This window comes from Bythopirellula sp. (assembly GCF_041737835.1).
In the GTDB taxonomy this organism is placed as follows: domain Bacteria; phylum Planctomycetota; class Planctomycetia; order Pirellulales; family Lacipirellulaceae; genus Bythopirellula.
The window spans coordinates 47,440-60,709 of the sequence record NZ_JBGSQY010000031.1 but is presented as its reverse complement, the minus strand read 5'-3'; the positions used below and the strand labels follow the sequence as shown (position 1 = coordinate 60,709).

The following is a 13,270-nucleotide window of genomic DNA, read 5'->3' as shown; positions in this document are numbered from 1 at the left end:
ACCGACAGACCATGATTCCCCCTTTCGAAAACTTGCGTGCTCAAACTCGCCGCCAATTCCTCGGTAATGCCACGTTGGGATTGGGTGCCGCGGCGTTGGCTTCGTTGAGCGGCAACTGGAATCTCGCTCAAGCGGCGAGCACGCCGGCGCAAGGGCTTCCGGGACTGCCCCATTTTTCGCCAAAAATCAAGCGAGTCATCTACTTGATGCAGTCGGGAGCACCGTCGCACGTCGATTTGTTCGATCACAAGCCGCTGCTCGACAAGCTGCGTGGTCAGGAAATTCCGGCCTCGGTCAGTATGGGCCAGCAAAGCTCGACCATGACCGCCGGTAAAGGGCAGCCTTGCCTCGGCGCGATCGCTCCGATCCGGCAGCATGGCAAATGCGGGGCGTGGATGTCGGATTATTTGCCGCATACGGCTTCGATTGTCGACGATTTGTGCATCGTGAAATCGATGCGAACTGAAGGGGTGAATCATGCGCCCGCGATGACCTTTTTGCTCACGGGTGGCATGCAGCCGGGGCGACCGAGTATGGGATCTTGGCTGTCCTACGGTTTGGGCAGTGAGAACGAAGACCTGCCGACGTTTTGCGTGATGACCTCGCGCGACCGTGAAGGTTCCTGTGGCCAACTCTTTTTTGATTACTACTGGGGGAGCGGTTTTCTGCCCACCAAGCATCAAGGAGTTCAGTTCCGCAGCGGCGGCGATCCGGTGCTGTATCTTTCCAATCCCAAGGGGATGAGCTCGTCAGTTCGCCGCAAGATTCTCGATACCGTGGGCGAGCTCAACGAGTTGCAGCACGAGCAAGTGGGCGATCCCGAAACGCTCACACGGATGGCGCAATACGAGATGGCCTACCGCATGCAAACGTCGGTGCCGGAGTTGACGGATTTATCGAACGAGCCACAGAATGTACTCGACATGTACGGTCCCGATGTGACTCGTCCCGGGAGTTATGCGTACAACTGTCTGATGGCGCGGCGGCTGGCCGAGCGGAACGTGCGCTTTATCCAGTTGATGCATTCCGGTTGGGATCAACACAGCAATTTGCCGACGCAGCTTGTCGAACAATGCCGCGACACCGATCAAGCGTCGGCCGCGTTGGTGAAAGACCTTAAACAACGTGGGTTGCTTGACGATACGCTGGTGATTTGGGGCGGCGAATTTGGCCGGACGCCGTACGGCCAAGGGGATATCAACAACAAGAAAAAGCATGGCCGCGATCATCATCCGAATTGCTTTACGATTTGGATGGCCGGCGGCGGGATGAAGCCCGGCTTCACTTACGGCGAGACTGACGATTTCGGCTACAACATCGTCGCCAACCAAGTTCACGTGCACGATCTGCAAGCGACCGTGCTGGCGCAGTTGGGCATCGACCATGAACGGCTCACTTATATGTTCCAAGGCCGTCATTTCCGACTCACCGACGTGCATGGCTCGGTGGTGAAGGATATTCTCAAGGCGTGACGCACCAGCTCGCGTGTTGCTGACGCGTTGCATCTGCGGCATAATTGAGCGGTCTTGTCACAACTTCTGGGAGATTCCTAATGCGCCTGTTGGCCTGTTTCATGGTTCTGTCACTTGTTGCTGGAATAGATGCCGCGCGCGGTGCCGAGAAGATACGCGCACTGATCATCGACGGTAACAATCCCTATCACGATTGGCAGGTGACCACGCCTTTGATGAAGAAAACTCTTGAAGATAGTGGTCGATTTGAGGTGGATGTCGCCACTGTACCGATTCCTGAAGGCTACAAGACCGATGTCTCGAAAGCCCCAGCCCCCGTGGCAGATTTGGATTTTCACCCCAGCTTTGCTGATTACGACGTGATCATCGGCAATTACATCGGCCCGCGTTGGCCGCAGCAGACTGAAGAAGAGTTCGTCAGGTTTGTGAATGATGGCGGTGGTTTTGTGGTCGTTCATTCGGCAAACAATGCGTTTCCCGATTGGCCGGAATACAACCGCATGTGCGGCGTCGGCGGCTGGTATGGCAGAAATGAGAAAGCGGGACCACACGTTTATCTCGATGAAGTGGGTAAAGAGATTCGTGATACAAAGGCAGGTGCGGGGGGAAGTCATGGTCCGCAACATGAATATCAAATTCGCATGCGCGACGTTGAGCATCCGATCACGCGCGGTTTTCCCATGACTTGGAGTCATGCCCAGGATGAGCTCTATGATTCGCTGCGCGGGCCGGCGACCGACATGCAGATTCTGGCAACGGCCTACAGCGATCCTGAATTCAAGGGATCGGGTAAGCACGAGCCGATGGTGATGGTGTTGCCGTTTGGCGCCGGCCGAGTGTTTCACACTGTGCTGGGTCATGCCGACTATTCGATGAACTGCCCCGGCTTTCAAACGCTGTTGCTGCGTGGCACCGAGTGGGCCGCCACGGGGGAAGTGACGCTGCCGATGGCGGAAGATTTTCCAAGGGATGAATCGGGTAAATAAAAACGCCCCGGGATTGCCATCCCGAGGCGTTCGTATTTTCGTCTTCGCTCAACGGCTGTTTAGCCGCGAACTTTGACTTCACCACGACGGGTGACAACCACCTTAACTTCGTGACCACAGCAGGGCCAGGTGTAGGTGCCGACTTGGCGACCCAACAAACCTTGCTTCCAGCAGACGGTTGGAGCTTCGGTGCAGCAGCCGGGAACACACACGCAAACGGTGGTGTTGCAGCAGCTGCAGGGTGGAGCCACGCAGAGCGTGGTTTGAATTGGAGCGGGCGGGCAGCAGCAAGCACCACCACCAGCCTCGACATTGCTCGCCAAGAGCGAGCCGGCAGCCAAAACGACTGCCAAAACAACACGACGTAACATTTCGTACGTTCTCCCCTCTGGAAAAAACGGAACCCGGGATTGGCAGGCCAAATCCCACTGACTTCTCGTAAGTCTAGGTTTTGGAAGATTTGGTGCAATGGGGTTTTCGGCGAAAATGGGCTAAATTTAAGGCCCCTGCTTTCTGGGTCCAACGAATGCCCGCCACTCGCCTGGGCTGAACTCCTTTTCCGGAGCGTGTTACGGCAAATTATTTTGGGCATTTGCATAATTTGGGCCCCGCTCTCCGTCTACCTAGGTGAGAGTGAACCGCGGTCGAGCCAATTCGGAGCATTGTTGCCGTGCAGATAAGCGACGGTGAGTTGGAAACTATCTACAGCCAGTATCGACAGCAGTTGTTCACCTGCGCCTTGGTGATCACGGGCTCGTCGACCCTCGCCGAAGATGCCGTGCATGAAGCGTTTTGCAAACTGCTTGGCCGCAGGCCCGAAAGTTTGAACCCGAAAGCTTATGTGTTTCAGTCCGTTCGCAATGCTGCGATCGATTTGGTTCGTCGACTCCCCATGGTGGGGTTAGCCGAACCCGAGGGGATTTTCGATCCTGGCCATATCACCACGCTGGAAGATGCGGATTTTCAGCAAGCCGTCGTTGAGCTCATGCAGCAGCTCTCCGCCGACGAGCGGGAAACGATCGTGCAACATCTCTACGGAGATTTAACATTCCGCGAGATTGCCACTGTTCGCGAGTTGCCCTTGGGAACCATCGTCAGTTGGTATCGCCGGGGGCTCGAGAAACTTCGCCGGAAGTTGGAGGTGCCTGATGGATCTGTTTGAACAACGCTTGAAGTCCCTGCGGTTGCGTCGGCCTACGGCCGAGTTTGGCGAACCGGCCACTTTGATGAGTCGCATCAAATCTATTCATGCCCAGCCTGGTCTTTTAGAAAGGATCAAACAGATGTCCTGGAAATCGAAAGTCGCAGCCATCATGGGTATGGCGGCGAGTGTGTTAATGGCTTACGTCGTATTGACCAATGCGGGCAACTCGGTCGCCTTCGCCCAAGTTGTGGAAAAAATACGAGCGGCGCACACACTTAGTTATGACTGGATTTCCAAACGTGCTTCTGACGGCAAGATCGTCGGGCAGGGGCGCAATCTTTATCAGGTCCCCGGCAAGGTGCGCATACAAATCAAGGCCCGCAACGGCCAGCAGAATTATATTGTTCTGGATGCCAATGCCGGCAAGGTGTTAATGGTGGACGAAAAGAACAAAACCGCTAGTATTTTGCCTTTCAAAAAATCGGAAGAAGCCGATAAAGCGGTCCAAGCCATCAAGCGCGTCCAATCCCTTGACGAAGAACAAGGCTTTCCCATCGGCACTAAAAAAATTGGTTCTGTCCTGGCCGACGGCTTCCAGTTCGAACGCGATGACCAATTCATAACAGTCTGGGTGAATTCCAAAACGGGCGAGCTCTTTCAAGTCGATCTACGTGAAAAAGATCCAGCGGCAGGGACCACTCATACTTGGACGAATATCGAGTTAAACCCAGTCCTCGATGCCGCGCTATTCAGCATCGATCCTGCGCCGGGGTTCAAGGTCGACTCTGCCATTCCCCTTGATGGCGTCACGACACCCGCTCATTTGGTTGCCGAATTTCTGAAGATCTATGCCAAGCACATGGGCGGACGGCTTCCTGAAAAGCTACAGGACGCCGCGTTGACCCTGAGGCAGAAGATGCCAAAACCTCAACCCAATCAACTCCCCAGCGCCGAAATGATGAAACTTCCCTTTTACGTCGCTGCCGTGGCCTCAGTCACCCGCAGGTCACAAGGAACAGACTGGCAGTATTTTGCCAATCGCCAAAAGAATGATGGAAACGAGATGATCTTTTGGTTCAACGACAAACACAACGACGTCTACTGGGGCGTGTTCGGCGATTTCCATGTCGCACAGGTTGCCCCCGATCAACTGCCAAAAGAGTAAGAGCGGGTGAGGGGAATCGAACCCCCGCCTAAAGCTTGGGAAGCTTTCATTCTACCATTGAACTACACCCGCATTTGGGCCGCCGAAGCAGGCCTGTTAGTAGTTTAAGATGGCAACTGTCGAGTCGCAAGCAGTGGCATGCTTCGCGATCTGCACCATCAGCCTTGCCTGGTAACAGAGTCAGGTGACTGGTCGAGCAGACGGTTTGCCACGAGAAGATCGAGCAGGAAACGGTAATCAATTTGCTTTCCTGGACCTACCCGAGGTTCGGCTTCGATATGAGCGACTGCCTCCCGCTTGGCGACATATTTGGGCGGGAGCTTTGGAATTCGACCCTCCGCAGCAATCGCTAATGTGAGATTTTTATGGACAACAGAATCGAACCAGGGCTAAAATCAGCCTCGTGTGCAATAAAAATTCCTGTCGCAATATGCATTCTCACATGCGGATTTTGCTGAATGTCGCAGTGCTTGTCACATTTACTACACTTTTCAGTGTCGGCTGCGGAGATTATCCGCCTGTCGTAAACACGAAAACAGATGTCGAACGACTATTCGTCACCGAGTCGTCAATTCGAGCGCGAACACTGTCGGATGTCGAAATTCCGTCCTTGAGCCGACTCGTTAACTTGCAGAGAATCGACTTTCAAGGGGGGTGGGCCGCGTATCCGTCGAAAATCACTGATGCTGGGTTGGCCGAGCTTGCCAAACTCAATTTGCCAAACCTCGAAGAACTCGATCTTGGCAGATGTCCTGCCATCACCGATGCTGGCCTCGAACAAATTGGAAAAATACCTACCCTGACATTTCTCATCCTCGACGAGAATCCAAACATCACCGACGATGGGCTGCTGCATCTCAAAGAATTGAAGAAGCTCGACTTCCTTCGCCTGTGGGCCTGCCCCAACATTACAGACCGTGCGGTCGACAGCATCAGCTCGATTACATCGCTCCGTGAACTCAGCTTTTTACAGAGCTTCCAGATTACCGATGCAGCCCTGCCGAAGCTCGCTGAAGTCAAAAATTTACGACGTCTCGAACTCAACGGTTGCGACCAATTGACCGACGAAGGAATTCAGCTTCTTGCTGCAAAGAAAGATTGGGAGATTATCGATGTTTCGGGTTGCAAGCAGGTAACGCAAGACGGCGTCAACAGACTGCGAGCAGCACTTCCTAACGCTTCCATTCTAAAGGACGAGGAACTCTGGAAGCACAACGCGAGGACACTGTAAAGGGTGTCGGTTATTTGCTGCGTTAACGCGGCCTAGTCGTCGTCAAAACAGAGGCTGATGACGCGGTTTGGAACTGCGGCAATGGACCTCTCCTGCCGTCTCCCTTAACATCGCCCGAATCGTGGAATTCGCCACATTTGGAATCAGTCTCGACGCAGCAATAGCGCCCTATACTTGTTGGGCGATTCGGCAGACCGCAGACTGGCCGTCCACTAGCGTGGCGATGTTGCAACGGCGGTCTGGTTCGCACACGAGCCACACCTGTTAGGAGACTGTTATGTTGTTGAACCACAAAATCACCAAATTCTCGTTCGCTATTGGCATGCTTGTCGCTTTGCTCGCAACGCCGACGATGGCCTGCACCGGCATACGCGTGACGGCCAGCGATGGCACAGTGATCCAAGCTCGCACGCTCGAATTTGGGATGCCTCTTGATTCAGAGGTGATTGTCGTACCCCGCGGGTATTCTCGCACGGGCAGCACGCCGGATGGTGCGCCTGGCATGAAGTGGACAGCCAAGTACGCGAGCGTTGGTGCGAATGCGTTTGGATTGCCCGTGATGCTCAACGGCGTCAACGAGAAGGGCTTGGCCGTAGGATTATTCTATTTTCCCGACATGGCAGAGTATATGCCCTATGACGCGAAGGATTCCAACCAGACACTTTCCGCGGTCGAACTCGGCGCGTACATTCTGGACAATTTTGCGACCCTCGACGAAGTTCGTGAAGGCGTGAACAAGGTAGTTGTCCCGGCCGTGGTGCTCAAGCAGATGGGCATTAGTCCTGGCGTGCATTACTTGGTGATGGACGCAACTGGCAAGAGTATCGTCATCGAATACACCGATGGTGCGCCGCGTATCTTCGATAATCCGATCGGGGTGCTCACGAACTGCCCGACTTTTGATTGGCACATGACGAACCTCCGGAACTATGTGAAGATGTCCCCGTTGCTTGCCCCGCCGTTGAAATTGGACGGCCTAACACTCGATAGTTTTGGGCAGGGTTCCGGGATGTTGGGACTACCAGGCGACTACACACCTCCGTCGCGATTTGTGCGGGCCGTGGCGTACAGCCAGTCGATGGAGCCAACGTCCAACGGCGAACAATCCCTGCTGGCGGCATTCCATGTCCTGAATAATTTCGACATTCCGCGTGGTTCGACCCGCGAACTGACGAACGGCGATCATGGGAACGATGTTTGCGAAATCACACAGTGGACCTGTGCCTGCGACTTAAAGGCGAAGCGGTTCTACTTTCGCACTCACGAAAACAGTCAAATTCGCATGATTGATCTTGCGGCTATGAATCTCAACGCCGACGAGATCGTCACATTTTCGATGCAAGGAAACGAACAAATCGAGTCGCTCGTTACTCCGACGGGCGAGAACATTGCAACAGCGCTTCACAAATAGTTTTATTGCGACCTAGCAAGAGATTCCTCAGTCAGTAAGGTGACGGAACGGATTGTAGAATCGTTCTGTCACCTTTTTTGTTGTTTCTACTTTTTTCTTAATAGCTGTAGATGTAGTAGAAATAGCTAATCAAAAGTCCGGCAAAATAGAGAATCGGAAACATCCACTGGGCCGCACGGTCCACTTTCTCGGCCAGCGGCTTACGTCCCGCCTTGCAGAGCGAATAGAGGATTAGACTCTCCACGATTGCCAAACACATCACCAGGAAAGAGTAGATCAACACGGTATCGGTGAATGTGAAGTAGGCGATACGAGGCATCGTGCCATCGATCAGGAACTGATAGGCCACGATCGTGAGGATTCCAATGAAGGAGATATTCAAACGATCTGCCAGATTGTCAACTTCCATCCAAAAGACGGCCCACATCAACAGCACGAGGACGATTAGCGGGACGATCACCTTCCAAATGATATTGGCCGACTCGCGCACGAGAGTGATGTTGAAGCGGAGCACCGAAATCTGCTTGGGACGACCGTAATAGCGAAAGTCCGCAAGCTCGGCCACCTGATCGAGGTTGATCAGGCGCCATTGGGCGATGTTGATCTGTTCGTTGCTGAGGACGTGTTCCTCGGTCGCATTCACCATCTGCTCGTCCACTTCGAACACCACTGAGTCGCTATAGTTGCCAAAGGCAATCATTTTTGCCTCGAGCACTTGGGTGTCGAACGGAAACGGTTGGAGTTTCATGGGAGTCTCCAACGTAATGCTCCGCTGCTCCAGATAGTGGACTCGCCCGTCGGGATGGACTCGAATAGTGATGGCGTTGACGTCCCCCGAGCCGATTTCATTGACAATCACCAGTTGGGGCCACCACCCCGCGTAGACTTCGTTGAACTGGTACTGCCCCTGAAAGAGTTTGACGTCCGTCCCCTCTTCGGCCGGATCGAAAGCCAAGCGTGGGTCATTCCATTCCGCCATCACAACAATTTCTGCTTGAAAAGTTTCATCCACCTCGTTCAGTTCGATCACGTCGGCTATGAAGACTCCAACCTTCACGACAGTCGGGGAGCCGGGGGGATTGGGCATTCCCGCTTCAATGGCGGATGCCCGGCTTAAACCAAACACCACTAAGGCAAACGCCACGCCAATGACACTGAAATATTGATTTCTGCCAGCAGTAGTTGAGCTACTCACCATAGGTTGCCAAATTAAACGCACTTTTCACTCCCCGACGGAGACCTCCATGATCGGTCCTCCAGGAACCATTCCCGGCGCGAATCGCTCACGATTGTAACCGCTTAGCCCCTGGCTGTTTAGCGGATGGAGACGCCGATGCTACGCCGCTTGTTCCTGCTGGTCGACGTCGACCGCTTCGGCGGCTTTGGCGAAGATCCAAATCTCGCCAAACAAATCTTCCTGCTCGACCCCCACATGATGGTGCCGAATGAGTTCCAGAACGGCGAGGAACATGCCGGTTAGTTGCGACCGAATGATCCCCGGTGGAAAGAGGCTTGTGAAGGCGAGCGGCGACTCGGTGGCCAAGCGTTCGCGGATCTGATCCATGTAGACTTCGATGGGCGTATCGTCGTAGCGAATAGCCGACGGCTTGGCGACCGCGTTGTCGCGGATCACACGCGCGAAGGCACTGACCAAGTCCCACATTTCCACTTCGCGGATTTCCTGCTCCGCGGGATTGATTCCAACCGTGGGTAGATCGTTGGCACGTCGGGCAAAACGCTGCTGCCAAAGCTGACCGCGCTCGGCCAGCATGCTAGCAGCGTCTTTGTACTTCTTATATTCCAACAGCCGCTGCACGATATCGTGGCGCGGGTCTTCGACCTGCTGCTCGGCTTCTTGCTCTTCCTCGTGCCGGGGGAGCATCAGTCGGGATTTAATCTCCATGAGCCGAGTCGCGAGCTCGAGGAAATCTCCCACGGCGTTGACGTCGATCACCTCAAGGACTGAGAGCAGTTCGAGATATTGCTCGGTCACGAGTGCGATGGGGATATCCAGAATGTCGAGTTCCTGTTTGCGCACCAGATACCAGAGCAGGTCCAAGGGCCCGGCAAACATATCGAGTTGCACGCGAAATCGCATCAATTCATACCGTTATTTATTAACCACGGATCTAACGAATAGCACGAATAGTTGTTCAGTACTTCTTCATTCGTGTCATTCGTTTGATTCGTGGTTAATTAGGAAAATCAGGGCAGGGATTATGCTTGCTTGCTGAACTTTGCACCAGCCCATGTGGCGGCTAGCAGAGGTCGGTATTGCTTCAGGGCACTCCCACCCCTAAATTTTCCACTGACGGGGTATCTGATAGCACTCTGAGAAAACAATTGTGATAGACGAACAGCGAATCTGGGCGCCTTGGAGAATCGGTTATATCGCTGCCGGTGATAAGAGCGAGGAGACTCAGATTCTGCCAAACACGTGGCAAGCGGGGGCCGACCACGGTTGTTTTCTATGCCGCGTGGCCGGTGATTACGCCGATGCCAGCGCAGCAAATCAGCAGAATCTGGTTATCGCTCGCGACGATCACTGCGTGACATTGCTCAATCGCTATCCCTATAACAACGGCCACTTGCTGGTCGCCCCGTTGCGACACGTGGCGGAGCTGAGCGAGCTGACAAGCGACGAGCATCTCGCCGCGATGGCGGCGCTGAGTCATTACACCAAGCGGCTTGCCAAATTGATTTCCGCCGAGGGCTTCAACATTGGCCTCAATTTGGGACGCATCGCCGGGGCGGGTGTTCCTGGCCATTTGCATTGGCATTTGGTGCCGCGCTGGCCGGGGGACAACAACTTCATGCCCACCACGGCGGGAACGCGGGTGATCTCGCAATCGCTGGAAGCTTTGTGGGAGGCTTTGACGAATGACTCGTGATCTGTTCGCTGCCGAGTCGACCGTGGAACGCGAGGCCGCGCTGCTCGCGTCTTTCGCGATGCACAGTGCCGACACGGCTGGCCGCGAACACCCCGAGCAGGCCCATCCGTATCGCGGGCCGTTTCAGCGCGATCGTGACCGCATCGTTCACAGCAGCGCCTTTCGCCGTATGGCCCACAAGACGCAAGTCTTCACCGGGGAACTCGGCGATTATCATCGGTCGCGTTTGACTCACACATTGGAAGTCGCCTCGATCGCAAGAACGATTGGCCGCGAACTTCGACTCAACGAAGATTTGATCGAAGCCCTCGCCTTAATGCACGATATTGGCCACCCGCCCTTTGGGCATGCGGGGGAAGCCGTGCTCGCTGAGTGTTGCCGTGATTGCGGAGGCTTCAACCACAATCAACACGCCCTGCGAATCGCCACGCTACTGGAAACTCGCTATCCAGAATTCGCGGGGCTCAATCTTTCCAGCGAAGTTCTTTCCGGCCAGCGAACCCGTACGAAGGAGCATCGGATCTCACAACAAGCGATGCCGTTGTTGGAAGTGCAAGTGGTCGACGCGGCGGACAGTATTGCCTACGACACGCACGATGCCGATGATGCCTTGGAGTTGGGCCTGCTTGATTTGGACGACTTGTTGGCGGTGCCGTTGTGGCAGCAAGCAGCGGATGATGTTCGTTCGCGTTACCCCGCGCTTGATACAGAGCGATTTCGCCGCGCCGTGATTCATCGGCTGATTGAATTCTTGGTTAGCGACTTGGTTGAAAATACCAAAACCCAACTCACGGAATACGAGATACAAAGTGTGTCTCAAGTCACTTCAGCGCCATTGCGTCTCATCACCCCGTCGGATGCAATCCTGGCGAAAAAGTCGGAATTGGAACGCTTTCTGTTTGAGCGAGTTTACCGGCATCCGAATGTTTTGGCTGAACGGTCCCTAGCCGAACAGGCAGTTCTGGAACTCTTTAACCGCTACTCGGCTAATCCAAAAACTCTGCCACCCAAATTTCAAGCCCGTTTGGCGGAAGACGGCGTTTCGCGTTCCGTCTGCGATTATCTGGCCAGTATGACCGACCGTTTTGCCTTGGGTGAGCATCGCCGCTAATCCCTAGCACGGCCTGGGCTGACTCGCTTAGCCGAGCGTGCTAGAATATATGCGGGGTAATATCATTTTTCTGGCGAGCGGCTTGCCATCATTTTTGCGAGCGCACGCCAACATCATTCATAACTTGGCCGATCTTTATGGCTCTTGTAATTTTACGCTGCTTTTTTGTACTCGTGGCAGCGGGTATTGGTTTTCAACTCATCAATTCCGACGAGCTCTCGCGCGACTCCGCGTTGATCCCCTACATGGTCTTTGGCGGGTTGGTCCTGCTGGCCGTGGGAGTGATCGCGATTGACGTTCTCGCGGGGCGCAAACGGCTCGATACGATCACTGCGGTCTACTTTGGCTTGTTGATCGGACTGCTGCTGACTTACGTGTTGCAATTGGCGCTCAGTCCGATGCTCCCCCGCGCGGGAACACTGCTCGCGCAATGGATCCCCGTGATTCTCGGCATGGTCATGTGCTATACGTGCATTAGTATTCTCATGCAGACCAAGGACGATTTTCGCTTCATCATTCCTTACGTTGAATTTGCCAAGGAAATCAAAGGGCTCAAACCTTACGTGCTCGATACCAGCGTTGTCATCGACGGCCGGATTGCCGACGTCGTGGAAACGCACATCATCGACAATCAGCTGATCATGCCCCAGTTCGTCGTTGCCGAGTTGCAGGCGATCGCCGATTCCAGCGACCGACTGCGTCGCGGGCGCGGCCGCCGCGGGCTCGACATTCTCAATCGTTTGCGCTCCGATCCCAAGGTTGATCTGCAAATCTTCGATCGCGAACTGCCCCAATTTGCCGGGCAATCGGTCGATCAAAAACTCGTGTTGCTCGCCAAGCATTTGGAAGGCAAGGTCGTGACCAACGACTACAACCTCAACAAAGTGGCAAAGCTTCATAGCGTGGGGGTGATCAATCTTAACGACCTTTCCAACGCTCTCAAGCCGATCTTCCTGCCCGGCGAGCACTTGGAAGTTCGCATCATCAAAGCGGGCGAAGAGCCCGGCCAAGGGGTCGGCTACCTCGAAGACGGCACGATGGTGGTCATCGAGGGTGGCCGCGATTATGTCAATCAAAATATCATGGCGAACGTGACGAGCGTTTTGCAAACCAGCGCGGGGCGTATGGTGTTCGGTAAGTATGAGGGCAAACCTACGGGTTGATTCGCGAGCAGTTTTTGAACGCTGGCTTGTAGGCTCTCCCTTCTTGGCGTCTCATTTCAAGACTTCCAAGTTGTCCGACTCTTCCAACTTGGCAGGGCTTATTCGCGGGCACTGTCGGTATTTTTGGGGCTAATCTTTCTTGAACACCGTCACCACCCACACTATCAAACCGACAAGTACCACGATGAACCCGAGCATCGATGTAACGTCCCTGAGATCGCCTTGACTCAAGCTGGCGGCCATCAGCATTAACGCACCGGACAATAAGACCAGCGATGCACTGATTGATTTCATTCTGCCACCCTTTCCAGCAATTCAAGTCCATTGCTTGTCAGCAATCCCAGCGGCCATTGCTGGGTCTGCTTGATTGTCTCATGTTTGCGGCAGAAGTTATAGAAGCAAAAGTAAATGCTTTGCATAAAGGCCGGAACGAGTTTTACGAGGTTCCGGCAATGCCTCATCGAAAAATGTTTTAACGTCCCCCCCTCTTCTTGCCGAAACTCGTGTTACACGGGCCGGCCTACAAGACAATTCACTCGCTCCGCGGAGCTTCGCGACACGTCGCGGCTAACAATAAGACCCCATTATCGTGATTTATGAGCGCGATGCTACGACGATTTTTGGCCACCCCTCTGTGGGAGAGGAACCACGAATCAAACGAATTGCACGAATAAAATAGGCGAGCCGTGAACATCA

General features: G+C 54.3%; 13 protein-coding genes and 1 tRNA gene. 9 read left to right on the top strand and 5 right to left on the bottom strand.

Translation table 11 applies throughout. From position 1 onward, the window contains the following. Positions 1–11 precede the first annotated feature (11 nt). On the top strand, positions 12–1,472 hold the full coding sequence (locus AC6T8Q_RS09620; protein WP_500678868.1) for a DUF1501 domain-containing protein: 1,461 nt from the start codon (positions 12–14) through the stop codon (positions 1,470–1,472). 80 nt (positions 1,473–1,552) lie between these two features. Beyond that, positions 1,553–2,458 carry a ThuA domain-containing protein gene (locus AC6T8Q_RS09615; RefSeq protein WP_500678867.1) on the top strand — a complete coding sequence of 302 codons (906 nt, stop codon included), beginning with the start codon at positions 1,553–1,555 and terminating at the stop codon, positions 2,456–2,458. 59 nt (positions 2,459–2,517) lie between these two features. Here the strand turns inward: AC6T8Q_RS09615 and AC6T8Q_RS09610 are convergent, their stop codons facing one another. After that, positions 2,518–2,829 carry a hypothetical protein gene (locus AC6T8Q_RS09610; protein ID WP_496920277.1) on the bottom strand — a complete coding sequence of 104 codons (312 nt, stop codon included), beginning with the start codon at positions 2,827–2,829 and terminating at the stop codon, positions 2,518–2,520. Between the two features lie 299 nt (positions 2,830–3,128). Here AC6T8Q_RS09610 and AC6T8Q_RS09605 point away from each other — a divergent pair, with 299 nt between their 5' ends. Both AC6T8Q_RS09605 and AC6T8Q_RS09600 read left to right on the top strand, forming a co-directional pair. Continuing rightward, complete coding sequence (locus tag AC6T8Q_RS09605) at positions 3,129–3,620, top strand: RNA polymerase sigma factor (protein WP_500678866.1); 492 nt, start codon at positions 3,129–3,131, stop codon at positions 3,618–3,620. Then, entirely contained in the window at positions 3,607–4,767 is a 1,161-nt protein-coding gene (locus tag AC6T8Q_RS09600; protein WP_500678865.1) for a LolA family protein, read from the top strand. Before AC6T8Q_RS09605 ends, AC6T8Q_RS09600 begins: the two co-directional genes overlap by 14 nt. 1 nt (position 4,768) lies before the next feature. Here the strand turns inward: AC6T8Q_RS09600 and AC6T8Q_RS09595 are convergent. Beyond that, positions 4,769–4,839: transfer RNA gene (locus AC6T8Q_RS09595), tRNA-Gly, on the bottom strand. A gap of 538 nt (positions 4,840–5,377) precedes the next feature. Between AC6T8Q_RS09595 and AC6T8Q_RS09590 the strand changes: the two genes are divergently transcribed. After that, complete coding sequence (locus tag AC6T8Q_RS09590; RefSeq protein ID WP_500678864.1) at positions 5,378–5,998, top strand: leucine-rich repeat domain-containing protein; 621 nt, start codon at positions 5,378–5,380, stop codon at positions 5,996–5,998. Positions 5,999–6,275: 277 nt separating this feature from the next. After that, the gene (locus AC6T8Q_RS09585; RefSeq protein WP_500678863.1) at positions 6,276–7,409 is read left to right on the top strand and encodes a linear amide C-N hydrolase; all 1,134 of its coding nucleotides are present in this window, start codon (positions 6,276–6,278) and stop codon (positions 7,407–7,409) included. Positions 7,410–7,506: 97 nt separating this feature from the next. On the opposite strand, the gene AC6T8Q_RS09580 is transcribed toward AC6T8Q_RS09585, so the two are convergent. Continuing rightward, positions 7,507–8,604, bottom strand: a complete 1,098-nt coding sequence (locus AC6T8Q_RS09580) for a ligand-gated ion channel (RefSeq protein ID WP_500678862.1) — start codon at positions 8,602–8,604, stop codon at positions 7,507–7,509. A 141-nt stretch (positions 8,605–8,745) separates the two neighbouring features. Continuing rightward, complete coding sequence (locus tag AC6T8Q_RS09575) at positions 8,746–9,507, bottom strand: segregation and condensation protein A (RefSeq protein WP_500678861.1); 762 nt, start codon at positions 9,505–9,507, stop codon at positions 8,746–8,748. A 247-nt stretch (positions 9,508–9,754) separates the two neighbouring features. On the opposite strand from AC6T8Q_RS09575, the gene AC6T8Q_RS09570 reads away from it, so the two are divergent. The 3 genes from AC6T8Q_RS09570 (at position 9,755) to AC6T8Q_RS09560 (ending at position 12,574) form a co-directional block, all read left to right on the top strand. Then, on the top strand, positions 9,755–10,300 hold the full coding sequence (locus AC6T8Q_RS09570) for an HIT family protein (protein ID WP_500678860.1): 546 nt from the start codon (positions 9,755–9,757) through the stop codon (positions 10,298–10,300). After that, positions 10,290–11,411 carry a deoxyguanosinetriphosphate triphosphohydrolase gene (locus tag AC6T8Q_RS09565; protein ID WP_500678859.1) on the top strand — a complete coding sequence of 374 codons (1,122 nt, stop codon included), beginning with the start codon at positions 10,290–10,292 and terminating at the stop codon, positions 11,409–11,411. Before AC6T8Q_RS09570 ends, AC6T8Q_RS09565 begins: the two co-directional genes overlap by 11 nt. 137 nt (positions 11,412–11,548) lie before the next feature. Next, entirely contained in the window at positions 11,549–12,574 is a 1,026-nt protein-coding gene (locus tag AC6T8Q_RS09560; RefSeq protein ID WP_496920268.1) for a PIN/TRAM domain-containing protein, read from the top strand. A 129-nt stretch (positions 12,575–12,703) separates the two neighbouring features. Here the strand turns inward: AC6T8Q_RS09560 and AC6T8Q_RS09555 are convergent, their stop codons facing one another. Next, a complete protein-coding gene (locus AC6T8Q_RS09555) occupies positions 12,704–12,868 on the bottom strand; it encodes a hypothetical protein (RefSeq protein WP_500678858.1) in 165 nt (54 codons plus the stop codon). Between the last annotated feature and the right edge of the window lie 402 nt (positions 12,869–13,270).